This is a genomic window from Martelella endophytica (assembly GCF_000960975.1).
GTDB lineage: Bacteria > Pseudomonadota > Alphaproteobacteria > Rhizobiales > Rhizobiaceae > Martelella > Martelella endophytica.
In genome coordinates this window covers 768,233-789,821 of the sequence record NZ_CP010803.1, presented here as the reverse complement: position 1 = coordinate 789,821, position 21,589 = coordinate 768,233, and the positions used below count along the sequence as shown (strand labels likewise).

Here is a 21,589-nt window from a genome sequence, read left to right as displayed (position 1 = left end):
TGAAAGCAAGGTCGATTACTGACCGGCGATCATGTTTTCCGAAAACCACTGGCGCCATTCAGCGGTCTTTTCGGCACGCAGTTCATTGGGGATGACCAAGGTCTGGGTAGCCCATTCCTCGGGCGTGGTGAAGATGCCGGGAAGGCCGATCAGATCTTCGTCGAGATTGGCATTGTCCACGACCGGGCTGCCCTTCTTGATGCGCGCAATCTCGGCCTGAACGTCAGGGTCGAGCGCCGCATTGATGAACTTGTAGGCGAGGTCCTCCTTGTCGGTGCCGGTGGTGATGCCCATCGTATCGACACCGAGAACGGCGCCTTCCTTCGGGATCGCCAGCTTTACGTCCAGACCCTGGTCCATCATGTGATAGGCGTTCATCGACAGCAGGATCTGAACCGGGGTCTCGCCGGTCGAAAGCAGCTGCTGGGAGTTGGCGTCATTGGTGTAGAAGGCCTTGAAGTTGGGCTTCAGCTCCAGGAGCTTGGGCTGGGCTTCTTCCCAGTGCTCGATGTCCACGCCTTCCAGCTTGGAAGCAACGGCAATGATATGGGACGGATCGAAATCCGGTGCGGCGATCATGTCATTCAGCTCGGGCGACCACAGGTCTTCCCAGCTGTCGAAGTCGATGTCGTCGGGGACCATGTCCGGCAGGTAGCCGATGGTGTAGACATAGGCCCAGGCGCCGATATGCGAAGGGCTGATCTTGGCCTGCTCGACGAGGTGCTCGGCATTCGGGATCTTCGACATGTCGAGGTCCTCGAACAGCCCGTCATTGCGATAGAGCCAGCCGATATGCGAGGTGGTGAAGGTGACGTCGCTTTCCGGCGTGTCCTTGTTGAGCTTGGCCTGGTTCAGGCGGTCGATCGTGCCGCCGGTGATGAACTCGACGTCAACGCCGGTTTCCTCGGTGAATTTCTTGGCGATCGTGTCCTGGATCAGGTCGCGAAAGCTGCCGCCCCAGCTGGATACAACCAGCGTTTCGGCGGAGGCTACCTGGGCCATCAGGGTGAGGGCGGTAGCGGTAAGAAGCAGTCGTTTCATGTCTGAATATCCTGTTGGTCTGAGAAGAGCCGTGCATTTTTTCGCAGCGCGGCCTGTCGTTAATGCGGCTGTTTTGCATCATAGGGACGGGAGTGATCCGCTATGAAATCCGCTTGGCAATTAGCAATTCTCAATTTGCCGACCTTGCGCAGGAAACAGAAATCGCATTTCTCGACGCGCTGCGAAGATTTTACCAATTCAGTCAATCAAGGAATTGGATTGATTGATCTTTTTATAAAATCTCTGTCTCGCAGTGCCGAAATAAAAATGACGAATGCCTAGTATCCGCGCACGCGCGAGACGCTGTTGGCAAGCGGCAGGCCCTTGCGGATTGCCAATATGTTGGCCGCGATCTGCGGTGCGGCACTTGCCGGCAGCGCAACAGAGGCAAGGTGCGGCGTGATCAGCACGCCAGGCAGCGTCCAGAGCGGGCTTTCGGGCGAAAGCGGCTCGGAGGCAAAGACGTCCAGCGTCGCACCGGAAAGATGGCCCGAACCGAGCGCCGCAATCATCGCCGCTTCATCGACAACCTCGCCACGAGAGACGTTGACGAAGGCGGCCCCCGGCTTCATCGCCGCAAAGGTAGCGGCATCGAGCCGGCCACGCGTGCCGGGCGTCAGCGGCAGCATGCAGACCACAATATCGGCCATGGAAAGCAGTGGCGCCAGCGCCTCGTCACCGTGATGCACCGTCACGCCGGGCAGATCCTTCGGCCCGGTTGCCCAGCCATGGGTCTGGTAGCCCTGACGTGCGATTTCGGTGGCAGCGAGCGCGCCGAGTTCACCGAGACCAAGCACGGCCACCGAGATTTCGGTGGCGGCCCGCGGATGGCGGTAGGCCCATTCGCGCCTGACCTGTGCCGCCTCGAAATGCGGGATGTCGCGGCTATGGCGCAGCACCGAGAAAAGCACGAAACCAGCCATCATCCGCGCCATTTCAGGATCGGAAAGGCGGGTGACCGGCACATCCGGCAGATCGTTTCGCGCCACCAGCCGGTCGACGCCCGCGCCGAGATTGATGACGAGTTCAAGATTGGGGAAGCGTGCGAAGAAGCCCTCGGGCGGCATCCAGACCAGCGCATAACGCACCGTGTCCGGATCTGTCACCTCATCCGCACGTTCGATCCGCACGCTGTCGCCGAGAAGCGGCGAAAGCGCGTCGCGCCAGAGCTCGAATGGATCCGGCTTGCTGTAAAAGACCAGCGTATCGGTCATGCCTCAGTGTCCCCGATCAGCTCGGCCATCGCCGAAAGGCCAAGCAGATAACCGCTGAGGCCAAGTCCTGCAACAACGCCGGTTGCCGCACGCGAAACATAGGAGTGATGGCGGAAGGGTTCGCGCTTCCAGATATTGCTCATATGGCATTCGATGATCGGTCCCGGAAACGCCAGAAGCGCATCGAGGATCGACACCGAGGTATAGGTGAGACCGGCTGCGTTAATCAGCAACCCGCTGCAGGACTGCCTTGCCTCCTGGATCCAGTCGACCAGCACGCCTTCATGGTTCGACTGGCGGAAATCGAGGGCCATCCCGAGCTCGGTCGCACGCGCGAGGCAGGCCGCTTCGATCTGCGGGAAACTGTCCGTGCCATAGGTCCCCGAAGGGTCCAGCCCGTAGAGATTGGCATTCGGGCCGTTGAGAAACATCACTGATTTCAAGGGAGCGGTCCTTCTGTCTGTCCGGAAAACGGGAAACCCGCCACGGGTCATCTGCGATAGACATCGCGAATGACCGGCAGCGGGCGTGTCAGTTACGTTGGATGTCAGGCCTTTTCATAGGCCACATAGGCCTGCTGCACGCCGATATGGGTGGCGAGATATTTGGCATCGTACCAGCAGCCATAGATAAAGGAAGATGCGCGGTTGGTCAGTTCCGGCAGGCCGAGGAAGTAGATCCCCGGCTGGGCCGAGATGCCGCGTTTGTGGAACGGCATGCCCTCGGGCGTGAAGGCGCCGGGAACCTGCAGCCAGCTGAAATCGAAGCGGAAACCCGTTGCCCAGACGATCGACGTGATTCCTTCCCTGGCAAGGTCGAGGCTTTCGATCGGTTTCGCGATGCATTCCGGATCCTGTTCGATCTTCCAGGCTTCGGGTTCTTCGGGGAGATCGATGCCATTGGCCGCGACGTAGTCGTCAGCCTCCTGCAGCACTTCCAGATAGGCGCGGTCGCCCTCGGCGATATTGGCGGCGAGATCATCGCTGAAGGTCATGACGCCGTCGGTGTAGCGTTCAGCCTTGCCGAGAATGGTGACGCCCGCATTGCCGAGACGGCGGAAGTCGATGGTCTTGCCGCCATCGTAGCCGCTGACCGCGAAAGCCACGTGCTTCTTCCTGGAGTCGATCTTGATCTCGTCCCATTTGCCGAGAACGCCCAGCCACCAGACATAGTCGCGGTCGCGATAGGAACGCGGCGGACGGTAGTGCTCGCCCACACACAGGAAGACCTTGCGTCCTGCACGGTTCAGTTCCTCCGCAATCTGCGAGCCGGAGGCGCCGCCGCCAACCACAAGCACGGCCCCTTCGGGGAGCTGATCGGGGTTGCGGTAGGTGCTGGAATGGATCTGGGTGATGCCGGCCTCTTCAGGCACGATGGCGGGGAAGGAAGGCTTCTGGAACGGGCCGGTGGCGGCAACGACCCGCTGCGCCTCGATCACGCCTTCGGAGGTTTCGACGCGAAAGCCGGGGCGACCCTCCAGCCGGCGAACGCTCTTCACCTCGACGCCGCAGCGGATAGGCGCCTTGATCATCCTGGCGTAGTCCTCGAAATAGCGCGCCATGCGCTCTTTCGGCGGAAAGGTCTCGGGCGAGACGTCCTCGAATTTAAGGCCGGGAAAGCGGTCATGCCAGGCCGGACCATTGGCCACCAGCGAATCCCACCGCTCGGAACGCCAGCGCTCGGCAATACGGCTGCGCTCGACCACGATATGATCGACGCCCGCCGCCGTCAGATGTTCGCTCATGGCGATACCCGACTGTCCTCCGCCAACTATAAGAGTATCGGTTTGTTCGATCGCCATCGTCATCTTGTCCTGGAGGTTTCTGGCTGCAACGGACGGGACCTACACATGAATGGCTGAGCAGATATGGGTAGGAGCCGCGATGCAGCAAATGTTGAATTTCACCGCCGGAAAGTGCGCCTGCGGAGCGGAAGGCGAAAGTAGAATTTATCAAGTCAAGGCACAGGAAAAGCCTCCTATCGTGACGAATGCTAAGTTTGAGACGGTTTCGCGGTCCAAAAAGGCACGCTGGTTTCCTGATCGCCTCGCGCGAATTCCTCTTGGAGCGGCGACGTCGCAGCGCACTGGCACCCCGACTAGAGGTCGCGATCCTGGTGGGCGGGTATTTTCCCGCTCAAGCAGCAAAAGTGGGCGCGACCCTTTATTGCGCGCGCGAAACAGGGCAGAACTGGGGACACTGTCACTTGGGGAATGAAGGTTTGCAGTTCGACATGCTTGACTGGTTTGTGAGTGTTCTGCGCGACAATATCGAAATCCCGCTGTTTCTGGCCCTGCTGTTCGGTTACACGGTGGGCAAGGTCGCGATTGCGGGTATTTCGCTGGGGGAGGTCACCGCGACGCTGCTCGCTGCCCTCGTGATCGGCCAGATCGGCATCACCGTTTCGCCGGATGTCAAAGCCATCTTCTTCATGTTCTATCTTTTCGCCGTCGGTTACAGCGCCGGTCCGCAATTCGTGCGCGGGCTGTTTTCCGGCGGCCTGCAGCAGGCATCGTTTGCCCTGCTGGTCTGTGGCCTCGGTCTGGGCTCCGTCTATGCGGCAGCAAAGCTTGCCGGATACGATATCGGCATCGCCGCCGGACTTTATGCTGGCTCGACGACAACTTCGTCGGCGCTCGGGCTCTCGCAAACCGCAATCGGCCAGACCGCCATGAGCGCGGCGGAAAAGGCGACAAGCCTCAACATCATGCCGGCGGCCTTTTCGATATCCTACGTGATCGGCACGTTCGGCTCGGTGGTGTTTCTCGGCATCTTAGGCCCGAAACTGCTGAAAATCGACCTGCCCGCTGCCTGCCGGGCCTATGTCAAACGGGTCGGCGGCGGTGACGGGCAAGGCGGGTCCGCTACGGCCTGGCACCATTATGTGGCAAGGGCTTACCGCGTTGACGAGAGTTCGGCGCTCGCCGGGCTGACCGTGGTTCAGGCCGAGCATGTCTTCGAAGGTCACCGGCTCTTTATCGGTCGGTTTCGTCGCGGCGGCACGATTGTCGAGGCCACGGCGGACATGGTGCTGGAACCCGGGGACGTGGTGGCCATCGGCGGCGCGCGCGGCGTGCTGCTCGACATCGTCGGCGCTACCTTGCACGAGGTCGATGATGCGGACCTTCTGACGGTGCCCGTGGAAGGTGTCGACGTCCTGATCACAGCTTCCCACGTTCACAAGAAGACGCTCGGCGAACTCGCCGACCTGCCCGAAACACGCGGAATTTTCGTCACCGCCATCCATCGCGGCGCGATGTCGGTTTCCATCCCGATCCTCTCCGACACGCGACTTTATCGCGGGGACGTGGTTCATGTCGTCGGCCGCATCGCCGATATCAATGCCGTGGCCCGCAAGTTCGGCTATCTCGACCGCGAGACAGAACGCGCCGATATCGCCTTCATCGGCGCTGCCATCGTGATCGGCGCGCTGATCGGCTCGCTGACCCTGAAGGTCGGCGACGTGCCGCTGACGCTTTCGACCGCCGGCGGCGTATTGCTGGTCGGCCTCCTGCTTGGATGGCTGAGATCGATACGCCCGGCCTTCGGTCGCGTGCCGCGCGCGACAACATGGTTCATGAGTTCGATCGGCCTCAACATGTTCATCGCCGTCGTCGGCCTGACCGCCGGGCCGGGGCTGATCGCAGCGCTGAAGGAGCTGGGCGTGGTGTTTCTGGCATGGAGCGTCGTTGCCGCCGCCGTGCCGATGGTGCTGGCGCTCTACATCGGCAAGTACCTGTTCCGCTTCGATGATGCGATCGTGCTCGGTTGCTGCGCCGGCGCCCGCACCGCGCCTGCCGCACTCAGCATGATTACCGATCGCGCAGAAAGCCAGGTGCCAGCTATCGGCTATTCGGTCGGATATGCCACGTCGAGCACCGTTCTGACGCTGTTCGGTATCGTGATCGTGCTGCTCGGATAGAGCTAATCCGGAGGATTTTACAGTTGCATCTACCCCAAGGACAATGGTGGACGCGATGGCTGCGATCCTCTACAGCTCAATTGCTCGTTTGGACTTACTGCACCCGCAGGTTTCAGCTGGATAGTGAATTGACGTGATGGAACCCACCACCGACGACAGTGCCGAAACCAGGCATGCCGGTCCCTGGCCCTTTGTTACCATCCGCTACTTCCACCGCGACGGCCGGGCGCTGGTCTGGCGTTCGCGCGATCACCGCAAGGGCCTTTTCCGACACCGCCGGGCCCTGGAGAATGTTCCGGCCCCATTCTGGCAGACGGCGCTCTACAACTGGCTGACCGGGCTGATCTTCGTGTTGGGCTCGGCGCTGTTCATGGCGGGCAGCGCCATGGCGCTCTATCCGGCGATGGTGGCGCATCTGCCGTCCTGGGCGACCAACGTGACCTTCTTTGCCGGTTCCATTCCCTTCACCACCGCCGCCTACATGCAACTGTTCCAGGCCGCCAATGCCGAGGCGGCGCGCGCCGAGGGCAGGGACAGTCCGGCCCTTTTCGGCTGGGAACCGATGAATGCCGGCTGGCTCAGCGCCGCGACCCAGTTCATCGGCACGATCTTCTTCAACTTCAACACCTTCGATGCGATCCACACGCCTTCAGATTGGGTCATGCAGGATATCGTCATCTGGGGGCCGGGCATGGCGGGATCCGTGCTCTTCCTGGTCTCCGGCTATCTCGCTTATATCGAGGTGGGGCACGCGCATCTGTCGCTGCCGCGCCGCGATGTTTCCTGGTGGATCGGCGCCATCAACCTTCTCGGTTGCATTGCCTTCATGATCGCTTCAACAATAGCCTATACGCCGGAAGGGAAGGAGGCCGCGTGGATCATGACCGTTTCAAACGCCAATCTCTGGTTCGGCGCGCTCTGCTTCTTCATCGGCGCAGCGCTGAGCATGCGAGAGGCGCGTCATGCCGCGTCGTGATCGAGATCAGATGCGCCGTCTGAACTACCCTTCAAAGGGGTAACGAAAACCGTCAATTGAGGTCGAACATGTGCACATCCCTTCTCTACCGTGATCTTCAGGGCTCCGTCTATGCCGGGCGAACCATGGAGCTGCCCGTGGAGCTTCCCTATCTCGCCGCCTTCATTCCCAAGGGCACGCCGCTTGCGTCCAAGGTCGGTGCACATCCGGCGCTCGAATATCAGAGCAAATACGACATTCTCGGCGTTGCGGTGCCCAATGGCAGCATCAAGGATCTGAAGGTCTGCGAAGGGATGAACGAGGCCGGTCTCGATTTCAGCCTGCTCGCCTTTGCCGATACCCACGGGCCTGACGATACGTTTGCCGCAGACGCGCCGCTTCTCTCCGCCATCGACCTCGGCGCCTGGATCCTCGGCCAGTTTTCAACCGTGGCCGAGGTCAAGGCCGCGCTCGAGAACCAGCCGGTCATCGTCGATCCGCTCGAAGCGCTTGGCGGCACGATCCCGCCGTTCCACTACACCGTGCATGACCGCAGCGGCGCCTCGATCGTGATCGAGTTCTTCGATGGCGAGCGCCACATCTTCGACAATCCGATCGGGGTGATGACCAACAGCCCGCGCTTCGACTGGCATCTGACCAATCTCAACAACTACACCTTCTTCGACAACACCGACCAAACGGCGGCGACCATTCTCGGGCAGGAATTCGTTCAGCCGGATTCGGGCATCGCCACGGCCGGGCTGCCAGCCTCCGATACGGCCGTCGGCCGCTTCGTCCGCGCCGCCTACTATGCCAACTTCACCGAAAAGGCCGACGGGCCGGACAAGGCGATCCTGGCGTTGTCGCACCTGATGAACAAGTTTGATCGCCCGCGCGGCGCCTCGCGCTACGCCAGCGCCAAGGCGAGCGCTCTGACGAGCTCTGCCGCCGCGCTGTCGGGCCAGGGCGAGGTCAAGAAGCCGGACTACATCACCGAATACACCTCATGGACATCGCTCACCGACCTCGATCGCGGCCTGATGTTCCTGAAGCCCTATGACAGCCTCGGCTATGTCAGCATGGATCTCGGCAAGCTTGCCGCAGCCGGCGGCATCCACGTCGTCCCGCTTTCCGCCTTCGATCAGGCGGAAGGCAACGCGACGGCGATCATGCTGGCGCACTGACGCGGCGCACCGGAACAAATGCAAAAGGGGGGCCAAAACGGCTCCCCTTTATTCGTCGTCGCGTGAAAGGCTCAGTGGTGGAAGCCGGAAGCCTCGTCTTCGGTCAGGGGCTTGCTGACCGGATGGGCGCGGAAATATTCGACGGCGGTCATCATGTCGTCGATCAACAGCGAGCAGAGATCGATCGACACACCATTGCGCACCAGAATGCGCTGAATTGCCTGGTTTTCGCAATTGGCCGGCAGCGTATAGGCCGGCACCTGCCAGCCGCGGGCCCGCAGGCGATCGGCGAGGTCGAACAGCGTGTAGTTGGTCGCAAGGCCTTCTTTCAGCTTCCACGAGACGGCCGGGATGCCGCGTGCGGGATCGCCGTCGAAGACGATATCGACGAGGCCGGTTTTTTCCAGGGCCTCTGCCAGATAGGCGGCGCTGCGATAGCAGGCCTCGTGCACCTTGCGATAGCCATCGCGGCCGAGGCGCAGGAAGTTGTAGTACTGGCAGACAACCTGCCCGCCGGGACGGGAGAAGTTGAGCGCGATATCGCGCATGTTGCCGCCGAGATAATTGACCCAGAAGATCATCTGTTCCGGCAGGTCCTGCTCCTCACGCCACAGCACCCAGCCGACACCGAGCGGCGACAGGCCGAACTTGTGGCCGGACGCATTGATCGACTTCACCCGCGGCAGGCGGAAGTCCCATTCGAGGTCCGGTGCGCAGAAGGGCGCCAGAAAGCCGCCGCTGGCGCCATCGACATGGATCGGGATATCGAGGCCGGTACGAGCCTGAAGGTCGTCGAGCGCATCGGAGACCGCCCTGACCGGCTCGTATTCGCCGGTGAAGGTCACGCCAAGCGTCGGCACGACGCCGATCGTGTTCTCATCGCAAAGCTTCAGCACCTCTTCCGGCGTCATCAGCAGCCGGCCGTCCTCCATCGGGATTTCGCGATGCTCGATATCCCAGTAGCGGGTGAACTTGTGCCAGCAGACCTGTACCGGACCGGTGATCAGGTTGGGCTTGTCGATCGGCTTGCCCTCGGCCTTGCGCTTGGTCTCCCAGCGACGCTTCATGGCCAGGCCACCGAGCATGGCCGCCTCAGACGAGCCGGTGGTCGAGGTTCCAGTGGCTGGGCCTTGCGGCGCATTCCATAGATCGGCAAGCATTCGAATGCAGCGCGCCTCGATCTCGGCGGTCTGCGGATATTCATCCTTGTCGATCATGTTCTTGTCGATGCAGTCGTCCATCAGTTGATGGACTTCCGGCTCTTCCCAGGTCTGGCAGAAGGTCGCGAGATTCTGGCGGGCATTGCCGTCGAGCAGAAGCTCATCGTGAATGGCGGCATAGGCAAGTCGCGGTGCCCGCTCGGCATCCGGGAACTTCGATTTCGGCAGGATTGCTGAAAGATCGGCTGTCCCGTAAGTCTCGTCGTTCGGATCGAACAAGGCTTCGGCTGCGGTTTTCCTGTCCAATTTTCGTCTCCCCTGGCAGATGTTCCCGATACCCAACAGTTATCGGGGCCTCATAACACGGTCAAGACAGTGCTGGCTGGCGGCTTGCTTTCCGCCTTGCCCACCCCTAAGAATTTGATGGCAAGACAGTAAGGTCGGTCGGCCTCATCAGTTCATAACAGTTTGTGTCCCAAGGTATGTTGCGCGAGCCCCCTTTCGAAATCACCGTCATGACAGCAAGCGGCCGCGTCATCGCAGCACTATGTCAGCTGTCTTTTCTGCTTGTGATGCTGATAACGCTGGCCGGTTGCGGGACGAGGCCGGGTCCGGAGGTGCTGCGCTCCTATCCGGATGGGTCCGAAGGGCGTCGCACCGTCACCATCTATGTCGCGACATCGCGCGAGGCCGCCGAGGTGGCGCATGAGGGCTTCACCAATGATCGGGCCGAAAACCTGAGCTACGCAGCTTTCACCATCTCCATTCCGCCAAACCATGTGTCCGGCGAGATCGAGTGGCCCTATTCCGCCAGGCCCCACCCCGACACGAAGTTTACCGTCGTCCGGCATGTGGTCCTGTCGAAGCAGGCCTTCGACAAGGCGGTGAATGCGGACGCCAGCGACAGCGGCCGGATTGCGCTGTTCGTGCATGGTTTCAATGTCAGCTTTCAGGAGGGGCTTTTCAGGCTCGCTCAGCTTTCGGCCGATTCCGAAATTACCGGCGTGCCGGTGTTCTTCTCCTGGCCTTCGCAGGCGCGGCTTCTGGATTACGCCACCGACCGGGAATCGGCGACCTTCTCGCGCGACGGCCTGACAGATGTGCTCGAGCAATTGACCAGCCTTTCAAAGGTTCGCTCGGTGATGCTCTTCGGCCATTCCATGGGCGGATGGCTTTCGATGGAGGCGCTGCGCCAGCTCGCGCTGGAAGGCGATCGGCCAGCGCTCAGGAAACTCAATGTCATTCTTGCGGCGCCCGACATCGACGAGGATGTCTTCAACGCCCAGCTTGACGTCATCGGCCCGCTCGACCCGCCCCTGCTGGTGATGGTCTCGGCCGACGACCGCGCGCTTGCCGCTTCCCGGCTGCTCCAGGGCAACCATCAGCGTGCGGGTCAGCTCGATATCACCGATCCGGATGTGGTTGCCAAGGCGCGCGAGGAGCACGTACTGCTGCTCGACATCTCCTCCGTCTCCTCAAGCGATCCGCTGAACCACAGCCGCTATGCCGATCTCGCCGCGATCTATCCCGAGCTCGAGGATACCAACGACATGTCCAGCCCGCTGCGACAGGCGGGCGCACTGATCTTCGATGCCGTCGGCAACACGCTTTCGGCGCCGTTTGATCTGGCGGGCGATGCGCTGGCCGGCGATTAGCAAGGCACATTGCTTTTTCATCAAGGCTTTACTTGCATTCAAGGGGCGAAGCTTCGTAGGGTTTCCCTGAACGATGAGCCTTCGCGGCGCGGCGGGCGGAGATTTGCCAGCGGCGCCGGGTCATCATCGGGCGAGGGATGGCATACCATGGGGGAAGCATGCGCGCGGGCACGAAATACCAGCATCTTGTTCACGGGGCGGGATGCCTCTGCCACACACCCGATTTCGCGCGGCTGAATGCGCGCCTTGCCGATGGCTTCAGCCGCCGGTCGATCCTCAAGGGCGTGGCGGCAGGCATCGCCGCCAATGCGGTTTCGGCCTTTCCCGCCCTTGCCCAGACAGTCCCCGAAGCGACGCTCTTCACCAATGTCCGCGTCTTCGACGGTCATTCGGCCGATCTGATCGAAGGCCGCAACGTCCTCATCCGCGACAACCGGATCGCGGCGCTGGTCCCGACGTCCGAAACGGTCGACGATGTGACGACGGTCGACTGCGGCGGAAGGGTGCTGATGCCGGGCCTGATCGACAGCCACTGGCATGCGCTGCTTTGCGCGATCCCGATGCAGGTGGCGATGACCGCGGCCGTGCCCTATGTCCATCTGGTCGCCGCCAATGAAGCGCAGAAGACGCTGATGCGCGGCTTTACCACCATTCGCGACGTTGGCGGGCCATCCTTTCCGCTGAAGCGCGCGATCGATGAAGGCAAGGCCGTCGGCCCGCGCATCTACCCCTCCGGCGCGATGATCTCGCAAACCTCCGGCCACGGCGATTTCCGCATGGTCTACGAGATCCCGGCCTCCGATCAGTCCAACCTCAGCCATGCCGAGCAGGCCGGCATCTCCTCCATCGCCAACGGCGTGCCGCAGGTTCTGAACCGGGTGCGCGAGCAGCTTCTACTCGGCGCCAGCCAGATCAAGATCATGACCGGCGGCGGCGTTTCCTCAAGCTACGATCCGGTGCCGAGCCTGCAATTCCTGCCGGAAGAAATCCGTGCCGCGGTGCAGGCGGCGGAAGACTGGGGCACCTATGTCTGCACCCACGTCTATACCGCCAAGGGCATCAGGCGCTCGATCGACAACGGTGTCCACTGCATCGAACATGGCCAGCTTGCCGATGAGGAAACGGTGCGGATGATGGCCGACCAGGGGATCTGGTGGAGTATCCAGCCCTTCCTCGGCGGTGAATATGCCAATCCCAAGGGGACAGAGCAGCAGCGGCGCGAACAGCAGGAAATTGCCAGGGGCACGGTGCGCTGCTTCGAATGGGCGCAGAAATTCGGCCTGGAAAAGTTCGTCTGGGGCACGGATGTGCTGTTCAACCCGCCGGGCACAGAGACGCAGGGCCGGCAGCTGGCGCTGCTTTCCGACTGGTTCTCCAATGTCGACGTCCTGCGCATGGCAACGGGCCGCAGCGGCGAACTGATGGCGCTTTCCGGCGAGCGCAATCCCTATCCCGGCAAGATCGGTGTCATCGAGCCCGATGCGCTCGCCGACCTGCTTCTGATTGATGGCAATCCGCTCGAGGATATTTCTCTGGTTGCAAACCCCGAAAACATGGCCATCATCATGAAGGATGGCCGTTTCTTCAAGAACACGCTTTAGCATCGAACCGGACAAGGGCAACAAGCAATGAATATCGCCTTTCGCAGCATTCTCGGCGTCTCTTTCGCCGTCAGCCTTCTCTCCGGCACAGCTTCGGCGGCCGATCTGTCCGCAGCACCCGTCGTCACGCCGGTGGCCGCGCCGACCTCGGACTGGACCTTCGTCGTCACGCCCTATCTCTGGGCGACCGGCATGACCGGGCATGTCACGCCCTATACCGGCGCGTCGACCGTCGAACTGCATCAGAGCTTCTCGGACGTTCTGGAGCAGCTCAATTTCGCTGGCTTCATCAACCTCTGGGCAACCAATGGCAGCTTCGGCGCCTATGCCGATATCATGTATGTCGATCTGAGCGATCAGGAAGCGACGGGTCCGGTCAACATTCCGGGTTTCGGGGTCGTCGACAACATCGATGTCGATGTCGGCAGCAAGCTCTTCAACACCGCGCTTTTCGGTTCGGTTCGCCTTGCCGATACGGACCGGTTCAAGATGGATTTCCTGGGCGGCGTGCGCATCTATCATGTCTGGACCGATATCCATGTGAGCGCACCGACCTATGGTGCGAACTATGGCGCCAAGACGGATTTCGGCTGGGTCGACCCCGCATTCGGCTTCCTCGCCCAGTACAAGTTCAACGAGAAGATGGGCATTATCGGGCAGGCGGATGTTGGCGGCTTTTCCGCGGGATCGGATATTTCGTGGATGGCGCTTGCGGCCTTCCGCTATGACTTCACCCCGCGCACCTCGCTCTCCGTCGGCTATAAATACCAGTCGATCGACTATGATCATGACGGCAATGTCTTCGACACCGTCCTGCAAGGTCCCGTCGCCGGCGTGATGTTCCGGTTCTGAAGGCGGCTGATTGTGGACGAAAGGGTGGTATTATCGTGCCACCCGTGTTGACATGTCGCTCTCCGGTAACGGAAATGTTCTGAACCGCTTTTGCAGGCGGCAGGACCAGGTAGTGAAATGAAGAGTATTCAGGCGTGGCTCAATTCCGTGTCATCAGTTTCCTTGCAGCGGCACTTGCGCTGAATGGCTGCGCTTCTGCGAGCAAGGGCCCGGAATTTGCACTTTACGGCGCCTACTTCCCGTCCTGGATCGCATCGACGCTGATCGGTATCATCTCCACCGTCATCATCCGGCTGGTGCTGATCCGGACCGGGCTCGATGATGTCATGCCGCTGAGGGTGCTGGTGTACCTGCTTCTCGCCATCTGCATCGGCCTCGCCACCTCTCTTTTCGTGTTCGGGAGGTAGCAGGCGATGCTTTCCAACAAGGCCAAGCTTCTCATCCTCGTGCCCGTCGTGCTGATCGCGGCGACGGCCTGGCTCGGCTACGAGCACATGACCCGGTCTCACAGAAACATCCTGTCGCAGGACGCGACGCTGACGGCACCCATCACCAATATCTCCGCCACCGTGCCGGGCAGGGTTTCCGAGATATTCGTCGCCGAGAACGACAAGGTGTCGAAAGGCGAGCTTCTGTTCACGCTTGAAGACGAGACCTACCGGCTTCAGGTGCAGATGGCCGAGGGCGATCTGAAGGCGGCGGAAGCGGCCTATGAGGCCCAGAAGCGCAGCATCGCCGCCGAAGAGGCGAATGCCGTCATCGCCGACCAGCAGATCGACCGGGCCAAGGTCAACCTCGAGCTTGCCACCGAAACGCTTGAAAGACTGCTGCCCCTGCAGCCGAAGGGCTATGTTACCGACCAGCAGGTCCAGGACGCCCGCACCGCCAAGCGTGACGCCGAAGTCTCGTTGCAGCAGGCCGAGCAGCAGAGCACGGCGGCCAGATCGCTCGTCTCCTCGCCGGATGCCTCGCTGGCGCTGATCGAAAGCCGGCGCGCCGCGCTCGCCATCGCCGAGCGAAACCTTGCCAATACCAAGGTCTTCGCGCCGCATGACGGCCGGGTCGTCGGCCTTGGCACATCAAGCGGACAGTTCATCGTGACGGGCGAAAGTGTCTTCACGCTGGTCAACACCGAACACTGGTTTGCCACCGCACTTTATCGCGAGGGTGAAATCGGCGACATCAAGGTCGGCACCTGTGCCACCGTCTATGTGATGTCGGACAGGTCCGTGCCGATCAGGGGCCACGTCCAGGGTATCGGCTGGGGTGTCACGACCGAAGGCGCGATCAATATACCCCGCAGCCTTCCCTATGTTCCGAAGGAACTCGACTGGGTGCGTATCGCCCAGCGGTTCCCGGTCCGCATAGCACTCGATGATCCGCCGCCGGATCTGATGCGCGTCGGCGCCTCCGCCTCCAGCGTGGTAGAGCATGGCCAATCCTGCACAGACGAGTGATCTCGGGCGCAGGTCGCTGCGCCTGATCGACGACCTGAAGCCGTTTCCGGGACGGTTCACGCAGTCGGTCTCGATCGGCATCATCTGCGCCATCTCCTGCGTCATCTCGATGATGTACCATTTCCCGGAAGCGGCGATCGGCTGCTATCTGGTGATCTTCATGGCCAAGCCGAGCGCGGCCGACAATGTGCTGACCGGCGTCGGCCTGATCCTTGCCGTCACCTTCGTCGTCTTCCTGCTGATCGGCCTCATCAACCTGACGATCGACTATCCGGCAGCCCAGATCGCGGCGATCGTCATCACCTCCTTCATCTTCCTCTATGTCGATTCGGCCACCAAGCTCGGCGAGCAGGCCGGCATCGTCGCGCTGGTGATTTCCTTCGTGATGACGCTGCTCGGCTCCATCCCGATCGGCGAGATCGCAACGCGCGCCGTGCTCTATGCCTGGGCGATGGTGTTCGTGCCGATGGCGGTGATGGCGGTCTATAACCTGTTGTTCGGTATTCCCCCGCAGAAGCTGCTGCGCCAGGAGATCGCCGACCGGCTGAACCTTGCCGCCGACTGGCTGGAAAAGCCGGGCGAAGGCCTGCGCGAGAAGCTGACCGAGACCATCGGCGAAGGCACCGCGAACGCGGACAACCTCTTGAAGACGACCGGCATGTTCCACTTGGTCAACGGCCGCACCAACGCCTTTCTTTCGAAGTCCCAGGCCCAAAGCTACCGGCTGCTGCTTGCCGCTTCCGGTGTCGGTGCTGATACCGACGAAGCCGAACGCGGAGCGCTTGCCGCCGCCTGCCGCCGGGCCGCGGATATCGTTTTTACGCGCAAGATATTCGAGGACGAAAGGCCCACACTGCCCGACATCGAGGACAAGCGGCTTTCGCATGTCGCGGACACGCTTCAAGATCTCGTCGGCGAAGCGCCGCTGGAAAAGGGCCTTCCGCTTGACGATGCCTTCGTCGCGCCGGATGCCTTCACCAATCCCGTTCATCTGCAGTTCGCGCTGAAGACCACGCTTGCCGCCGTCACCTGCTACTTCATCTACACCGCCGCCGACTGGTCCGGCATCCATACAGCGATGATCACCTGTTATGTCGCCGCACTCGGCACGACGGGCGAGACGGTGCACAAGCTGGTGCTGCGCATCACCGGCTGTCTCATCGGCGCCTTCATCGGGCTTGTGACGATCCTCTACCTCATTCCGCAGATGGAATCGGTTGGTGCCCTTGCGGCGCTGATCTTCGTCGTCGTTGCGCTTTCTGCCTGGGTCTCGACCGGCAGCGAGCGGATTTCCTATGGCGGGGTGCAGATCGCGCTCGCCTTCCTCCTGACCGTCATCCAGGGCTTCAGCCCGGGCACCGACCTGTCGTCTGCCAGCGATCGCATCATTGGCATCCTGCTCGGCAACACCGTGGTCTATCTCGTCTTCACGCTGATCTGGCCGGTCAGCGTTTCTCAGGCGGTGCGCGATGGGCTTGGCGAGGCAGTGGCGCGGGTGCGCAAACTCGCCGCCACGCCCTTTGCCGAACGGCGCGCCTCGCTCGGTTATGTCGCGCTGATCGAACAGAACCTCGGATCCGTCCGCGAAGCCATCGACATGGCGAGCTATGAGCCGCATTCGATGCGCTGGCCACGCGAGGAACGCAGCCGGGCGCTGGTGCTGGCCGACCAGCTCAACGAAAGGGCGCTGGACCTGATGTTCCGGCCCGAAGTCGACGCGCGCGCCGAGGCCGACATTGCCACACTGGAGAGCCGAATTTCGCGACAAGACTTGTCGGAAGACACGGAAACTGATTTGACCGGAACGCAGGAACCGGGGGTGACGGGGTGAATTTCGCGAACCGCAGGACAGTGGGATGGCAATCGGCAGCAGCAATGGCTGCCGCGGTGCTGCTCGCCTCCTGTTCGGCGGATGCCCTCAAGCTCGCACCCGCTTCGCCCGACCAGCCGTGGATGGATGGCGCGACATCCCTCAGAGCCAGTGCGGAGGCTGAAGGTGCGCTTGCGATCTCCCGACCCGAGGTCGACGAGAGCCGCAACTATGGCCTGCCGGAACTGATCGATCTTGCCCAGCGCAGCAATCCGACCACACGCGCCGCCTGGGAGGATGCGCGCCGGGCCGCCGTCGCTGTCGGCATGGCGGAAGCGACCTACCTTCCCTTCATCACCGCCAATGTTCTGGCGGGCACGGGAACCAACACCTCGCCCCTGCCGATCCCGGTTGGCGGCAGCTCCTATTTCGACACCAATATCGACGGCGTGGCGCCGTTCATCGCCCTGCAGTGGCTGGCCTTCGATTTCGGCGGACGCAGCGCGGCCGTTTCCGCCGCCGAAGAGCTGTCGCTCGCCGCCAACTACAAGTTCAACGCCGCCCATCAGCAGCTGATCTTCCAGGTCACGGCCGCCTACCATCAGTATAACGCCGCGCGCATGCATCAGCGCGTGGCGGTGCAGTCGCTCGGCAATGCGCGCACGCTCGCCGATGCCGTCAATGCCAAGCGAAAGGCCGGGCTTGCCACGTCCGTGGAGGTTGCACAGGCCGAGCAGCTCGTTGCGCAGGGCGAGTTCCGCGTGGTGCAGTCGAAAGGCGACGAGGACGATGCCTATCAGGCGCTGCTCGCCGCGGTCGGTATCTCGCCGATGGTCAATCTCAAGGTCAGGAGCAACGACAATCGGCGGCTGCCAAGCTCGGTCCAGACGCCGATTGCGACGATGATCGACCTCGCGCTGGCCCGCCGCCCGGACATTCTCGCCGGATATGCCGCAGTGAAAGCCTCGCAATCGGGCGTCGACGTAACCCGGGCGACCTTCATGCCGAAGATCGGCGTCTACGGTACGCTTTCGACCTACAGCGCGAATGCCACCGTCAGGGGACTGCCCACCGCCAATGCCAGCGGCGTCAATGGCAATGTCTTCGTCGGCCTGACATTCCCGCTTTACGATGGCGGAATGCGCGAGGCGGCGATGAAGGAGGCGGAAAGCCGCGCCGCCACTGCCTCAAGCGATTTCGAGCGGCTGAAGGACGCGGCCGCGCGCGAGATCGTCGTCGCTTCCAACGGACTGACCAGCGCGATCGCCTCTCACAACGCCGCCGTCAAGATGGTGAACGCCGCCGACCGCACCTATGACGCCGCGCTCGAAGCCTACAAGAACGGCGTCGGCACGGTCACGGCCGCCGCCGCCGCCGAGGCGGACCTTGCCAATGCCCGCATGGCGGAGGGTGATGCACGGGAGGCTTCGTTCGCCGCCGCCGCCAACCTCGCCTTTGTTCTCGGCAACTCCATGGCCTCGCCGGGCCGGGTTCCGTAAACGCCTCGCTAGTCTCCGCCATCTTTCGCGGGCGGCCACAAGGAGAAATGCATGCACATAAACCCCCGTTCCACTCCGACCTGGAGTTGGGTCCTGCCTGTCCTCGCGGCGGGCCTGAGCGGTCTCGAGGTGACCGGGGTTCTGCATGAGACCTCGCTCGTATTCATCATTCCCGCCGTGCTGCTGCTTGGCGGCGCCATCTTCGCCTCTGTCATGCATGCCGGCGTGATCGGCGCGAAGATCGGTGAGCCTCATGGCTCGCTCGTGCTCGCAGGCTGCGTGACGCTCATCGAGGTCGCGCTCATCATCTCGATCATGATGTCGGGCATGGAAGGCACCGACGAGGTCGCCCGCGATACCGTGTTTTCCGCGGTCATGATCGTGCTCAACGGCATCATCGGCATCTGCCTCATCCTCGGGGCACGCATCTATCACGAACAGAGCTTCAAGCTCGATGCCGCATCGGCCGCGCTTGCCGTGCTCGGCACGCTCTCGACGCTCGCCTTCGTGCTGCCGGACTTTGCCATTTCGGGGGATCACCGTCAGTATTCCTGGGCGCAGCTTCTGGTCATCAGCCTCTGCTGCCTGGTGCTCTATGGCGTCTTCCTGTTCATCCAGACCGTGCGCCACCGGAACTATTTCGTTGATGATGCCGGGTCCGAGCGCGAGCACTTCTTCCAGAAGCACAACGAGACCCCGAGCGGACGGGTGACGCTCCATTCGTCGCTGCTGCTGCCGCTTGCGCTTGCCACCGTCATCCTGCTCGCCGAAGCGCTTTCGCATCCGCTCGACCATGCGATCGCGGCAGCCGGCCTGCCGTCGGCGCTCGTCGGTGTCGTCATCGCAACGCTGGTGCTGCTGCCGGAGGGCATTTCGTCGATCCAGGCGGCGCTGCAGAACAAAATCCAGCAGAGCATCAACCTGGTGCTCGGCTCGGCGCTTGCCAGCATCGGCATGTCGATCCCGATCGTATCGCTGTTCACCATCATCTCCGGGCATCCGCTGACGCTGGGCCTGGAGCCCGAGCAGCTGGTGATGCTGCTTCTGACGCTGTTCGTCAGCACGATCACGCTCGGCACGGGCCGCACGACGGTGCTGCAGGGCACCGTGCATCTGGTGATTTTCGTCGTCTTCGTGCTTCTGACGCTGGTGCCCTGATATGACATGTGGGAGCACGCGGCGCGCGCCGGGCGGGCGTTTCCGCCCGCTCCGCACGTCGGATCAGCCCTTGTAGTCTTCGTCGGAGACCTTCTCCATCCAGGTGACGGGGCTGCCGTTGATGCTTTCCTGGACGGCGATGTGGCTCATGGCCGTTTCCGGGGAAGCGCCGTGCCAGTGCTTCTCGTCGGCAGGGAACCAGACGACGTCGCCCTGCGAGATTTCCTCGATCGGGCCGCCTTCGCGCTGCACCCGGCCCTTGCCGAAGGTGACGATCAGCGTCTGGCCGGCGGGGTGGGTGTGCCAGGCGGTGCGGGCGCCCGGCTCGAAGGTCACATGCGCGCCGCTGACCCGGCCGGGTTCTTCGGCGGCAAACATCGGGTCGACGCGGACCGTGCCGGTAAACCAGTCTTCAGGGCCCTTGTTGGAGGGATTACTGCCTGAACGGATGATTTTCATGGTCATTCTCCTTGGTTGTGCGCTGTCGAGCGCATCTTTTGAAATCTGTAAGTGAGCTCCGGCCCGCCGGGCTGCACATAGGCAAGTTCGACGGTCGCCATCGCGAAGGGTTCGATAAAGCGAGCGTTCCTAAGCCCGCCGGTGTCGAGCGCCTCGAAGCCGATATCGCCGATAAGTCCGGCGGCGAGGGCCTTGGCAGAGCGATCATCGCCGTAGAACATCATGTGCGGACGCTCCGCTTTGCCGCGTCGTTCGAAGACGGCCGGGATCGCTTCGGAGGGCGAGGTATTGAAGCAGCCGATCCAGCGTGCATCAGGGCGGCGTCTTGCGAGCGCCTCCGCGCCCGAGGTGTTCATCCCGACGACAAGTTCGCTGTCGGATGCGTCGAGCGGCACACAACAGTTGAGCGCAACGATGCCGGAAAGATCGCCGGCCTGATCCAGCACGTCGTCGACGCGGCTCCAGTGGACAGCGAGCAGAATGGCGTCCGCTCCGCGGACCGCGTCACCGACGGAAGCCCAATCGGCGCCGGATGCATCGGCAAGGCGGGCAAGCTTGCCGTCGCTGCGGGAATAGGAAAAGACGACGTCGTGGCCGCAGGCGCTCCAGCACTGGCCAAGCGCCGCGCCCATTCTGCCCGAGCCCAGTATCGCGATCTTCATGACCGATCTCCTTGGCGCTCAAGATAGAGTTCCGGGCGCATGAGGGAAGGGTGGAACCGTTCCTAGCATCAATGAACCATATTCATCGATCATGCCGGAAAGGGCGCGGCCGCCCTTTCCGATTCATCGTGCCGGATCAGCCGGCCCGGTCTTCGAAGACCTGTTTTGCCACCGGCATTGCCGAGAACACGCGCGGCCAGCCGGTGTAGAAGGCGAGGTGGGAGAGCATCGCGCCGGCCTCTTCCTGGGTCAGGCCGTTATCCATGGCGCGGTTCAGGTGGAAGGTCATCTGCTCCGGCTGGCCGGCGGCAATCAGCGCGGCAACGGTGACCATGCTGCGGTCGCGCGGCTCAAGGTCCGGGCGAAGCCAGAGGTCGAGGAACAGAAGCTGCTCGGTATTGTCGACCACGCCCTGGCTGACATTGCCGTAATTGCCGGAGACGTTTTCCTGGCGTGCCGCTTCGGCTTCCTCGTCAAGCGGCAGAAGCTCCGGATCGGTCGAAGGCAGCTGGTCCGCGCCGATGCCGCGCTCCGCATAGACCGGCGCCATGGCCTCGGCGGCGGCGGTCGCATTGCCCCAGCCGGTGTAGAAGGCGAGGTGGGTGATGGTCTCGGAGAGTTCGGCAGGCTCCACACCGGCATCGAGCGCCAGCGCGGTGAAGGCCGGGAAGTCTTCCATCTGGTGCATCGTCATCAGCGCGGCGAAGGTGACAAGCGCGCGATCACGCATCGAAAGCTCTTCACCTTCCCAGACCTTGCCGATCAGGTCGTCGCTGGAATAGGCCTGAAGCGCCGGCGCAACCTGGCCGACGGCGTCGGGCACGGTCGTCGAAAGGTCCTGGGCGGCGGCGGCAGTGGAAGCAAGTGCAAATGCAGAGGCTGCGAGGATACGTTTCATATCTGGTCTCCTATGGGGCCAATCGTGATCGGTGCGATGTCTGTCGCACCACTCATCTGGTGC

The 21,589-nt window shown here is 62.3% G+C and carries 19 protein-coding genes; 11 read left to right on the top strand and 8 right to left on the bottom strand.

Annotation, left to right across the window (positions count from 1 at the left end; all coding sequences use genetic code 11):
• Positions 1-15 precede the first annotated feature (15 nt).
• The 4 genes from TM49_RS03630 to TM49_RS03615 all read right to left on the bottom strand — a co-directional run bounded on the left by TM49_RS03630 (position 16) and on the right by TM49_RS03615 (position 4,056).
• On the bottom strand, positions 16-1,041 hold the full coding sequence (locus TM49_RS03630; protein ID WP_045679573.1) for an ABC transporter substrate-binding protein: 1,026 nt from the start codon (positions 1,039-1,041) through the stop codon (positions 16-18).
• A gap of 278 nt (positions 1,042-1,319) precedes the next feature.
• Positions 1,320-2,255, bottom strand: a complete 936-nt coding sequence (locus tag TM49_RS03625; RefSeq protein ID WP_045679572.1) for a 2-hydroxyacid dehydrogenase — start codon at positions 2,253-2,255, stop codon at positions 1,320-1,322.
• Positions 2,252-2,698 (bottom strand): type II 3-dehydroquinate dehydratase, encoded by a 447-nt coding sequence (locus TM49_RS03620; protein WP_244464787.1) that lies wholly within the window; start codon positions 2,696-2,698, stop codon positions 2,252-2,254. The genes TM49_RS03625 and TM49_RS03620 overlap by 4 nt, the downstream gene beginning before the upstream one ends.
• 104 nt (positions 2,699-2,802) lie before the next feature.
• Positions 2,803-4,056 (bottom strand): flavin-containing monooxygenase, encoded by a 1,254-nt coding sequence (locus TM49_RS03615; RefSeq protein WP_045684713.1) that lies wholly within the window; start codon positions 4,054-4,056, stop codon positions 2,803-2,805.
• A gap of 431 nt (positions 4,057-4,487) precedes the next feature.
• Between TM49_RS03615 and aspT the strand changes: the two genes are divergently transcribed.
• The 3 genes from aspT (at position 4,488) to TM49_RS03600 (ending at position 8,315) form a co-directional block, all read left to right on the top strand.
• Complete coding sequence (aspT, locus tag TM49_RS03610) at positions 4,488-6,176, top strand: aspartate-alanine antiporter (protein WP_045684712.1); 1,689 nt, start codon at positions 4,488-4,490, stop codon at positions 6,174-6,176.
• 136 nt (positions 6,177-6,312) lie between these two features.
• Complete coding sequence (locus TM49_RS03605) at positions 6,313-7,152, top strand: hypothetical protein (RefSeq protein ID WP_045679570.1); 840 nt, start codon at positions 6,313-6,315, stop codon at positions 7,150-7,152.
• A 68-nt stretch (positions 7,153-7,220) separates the two neighbouring features.
• Positions 7,221-8,315, top strand: a complete 1,095-nt coding sequence (locus TM49_RS03600) for a linear amide C-N hydrolase (protein ID WP_045679569.1) — start codon at positions 7,221-7,223, stop codon at positions 8,313-8,315.
• Between the two features lie 71 nt (positions 8,316-8,386).
• Here the strand turns inward: TM49_RS03600 and gad are convergent, their stop codons facing one another.
• A complete protein-coding gene (gad, locus tag TM49_RS03595; RefSeq protein ID WP_045679568.1) occupies positions 8,387-9,781 on the bottom strand; it encodes a glutamate decarboxylase in 1,395 nt (464 codons plus the stop codon).
• 209 nt (positions 9,782-9,990) lie between these two features.
• Between gad and TM49_RS03590 the strand changes: the two genes are divergently transcribed.
• The 8 genes from TM49_RS03590 (at position 9,991) to TM49_RS03555 (ending at position 19,507) form a co-directional block, all read left to right on the top strand.
• On the top strand, positions 9,991-11,130 hold the full coding sequence (locus TM49_RS03590; RefSeq protein ID WP_045684710.1) for an alpha/beta hydrolase: 1,140 nt from the start codon (positions 9,991-9,993) through the stop codon (positions 11,128-11,130).
• Positions 11,131-11,288: 158 nt separating this feature from the next.
• Positions 11,289-12,731, top strand: a complete 1,443-nt coding sequence (locus TM49_RS03585; protein WP_045679567.1) for a metal-dependent hydrolase family protein — start codon at positions 11,289-11,291, stop codon at positions 12,729-12,731.
• A 27-nt stretch (positions 12,732-12,758) separates the two neighbouring features.
• Positions 12,759-13,583 carry a porin family protein gene (locus tag TM49_RS03580; protein ID WP_045679566.1) on the top strand — a complete coding sequence of 275 codons (825 nt, stop codon included), beginning with the start codon at positions 12,759-12,761 and terminating at the stop codon, positions 13,581-13,583.
• Between the two features lie 134 nt (positions 13,584-13,717).
• Entirely contained in the window at positions 13,718-13,990 is a 273-nt protein-coding gene (locus tag TM49_RS03575) for a YtcA family lipoprotein (RefSeq protein WP_045679565.1), read from the top strand.
• A gap of 6 nt (positions 13,991-13,996) precedes the next feature.
• Entirely contained in the window at positions 13,997-15,040 is a 1,044-nt protein-coding gene (mdtN, locus tag TM49_RS03570) for a multidrug transporter subunit MdtN (RefSeq protein WP_045679564.1), read from the top strand.
• A complete protein-coding gene (locus tag TM49_RS03565; protein ID WP_052699700.1) occupies positions 15,015-16,871 on the top strand; it encodes an FUSC family protein in 1,857 nt (618 codons plus the stop codon). The genes mdtN and TM49_RS03565 overlap by 26 nt, the downstream gene beginning before the upstream one ends.
• 44 nt (positions 16,872-16,915) lie before the next feature.
• On the top strand, positions 16,916-18,349 hold the full coding sequence (locus TM49_RS03560; RefSeq protein ID WP_144409464.1) for a TolC family protein: 1,434 nt from the start codon (positions 16,916-16,918) through the stop codon (positions 18,347-18,349).
• A 51-nt stretch (positions 18,350-18,400) separates the two neighbouring features.
• The gene (locus TM49_RS03555) at positions 18,401-19,507 is read left to right on the top strand and encodes a calcium:cation antiporter (RefSeq protein ID WP_045679563.1); all 1,107 of its coding nucleotides are present in this window, start codon (positions 18,401-18,403) and stop codon (positions 19,505-19,507) included.
• A 63-nt stretch (positions 19,508-19,570) separates the two neighbouring features.
• On the opposite strand, the gene TM49_RS03550 is transcribed toward TM49_RS03555, so the two are convergent.
• The 3 genes from TM49_RS03550 to TM49_RS03540 form a co-directional block, all read right to left on the bottom strand.
• Positions 19,571-19,966, bottom strand: coding sequence for a (R)-mandelonitrile lyase (locus TM49_RS03550; RefSeq protein WP_045684705.1), 396 nt, complete (start codon positions 19,964-19,966; stop codon positions 19,571-19,573).
• A gap of 2 nt (positions 19,967-19,968) precedes the next feature.
• Positions 19,969-20,628 (bottom strand): NADPH-dependent F420 reductase, encoded by a 660-nt coding sequence (locus TM49_RS03545; protein WP_045679562.1) that lies wholly within the window; start codon positions 20,626-20,628, stop codon positions 19,969-19,971.
• A gap of 136 nt (positions 20,629-20,764) precedes the next feature.
• Positions 20,765-21,526, bottom strand: a complete 762-nt coding sequence (locus TM49_RS03540; RefSeq protein WP_045679561.1) for a carboxymuconolactone decarboxylase family protein — start codon at positions 21,524-21,526, stop codon at positions 20,765-20,767.
• Positions 21,527-21,589 lie beyond the last annotated feature (63 nt).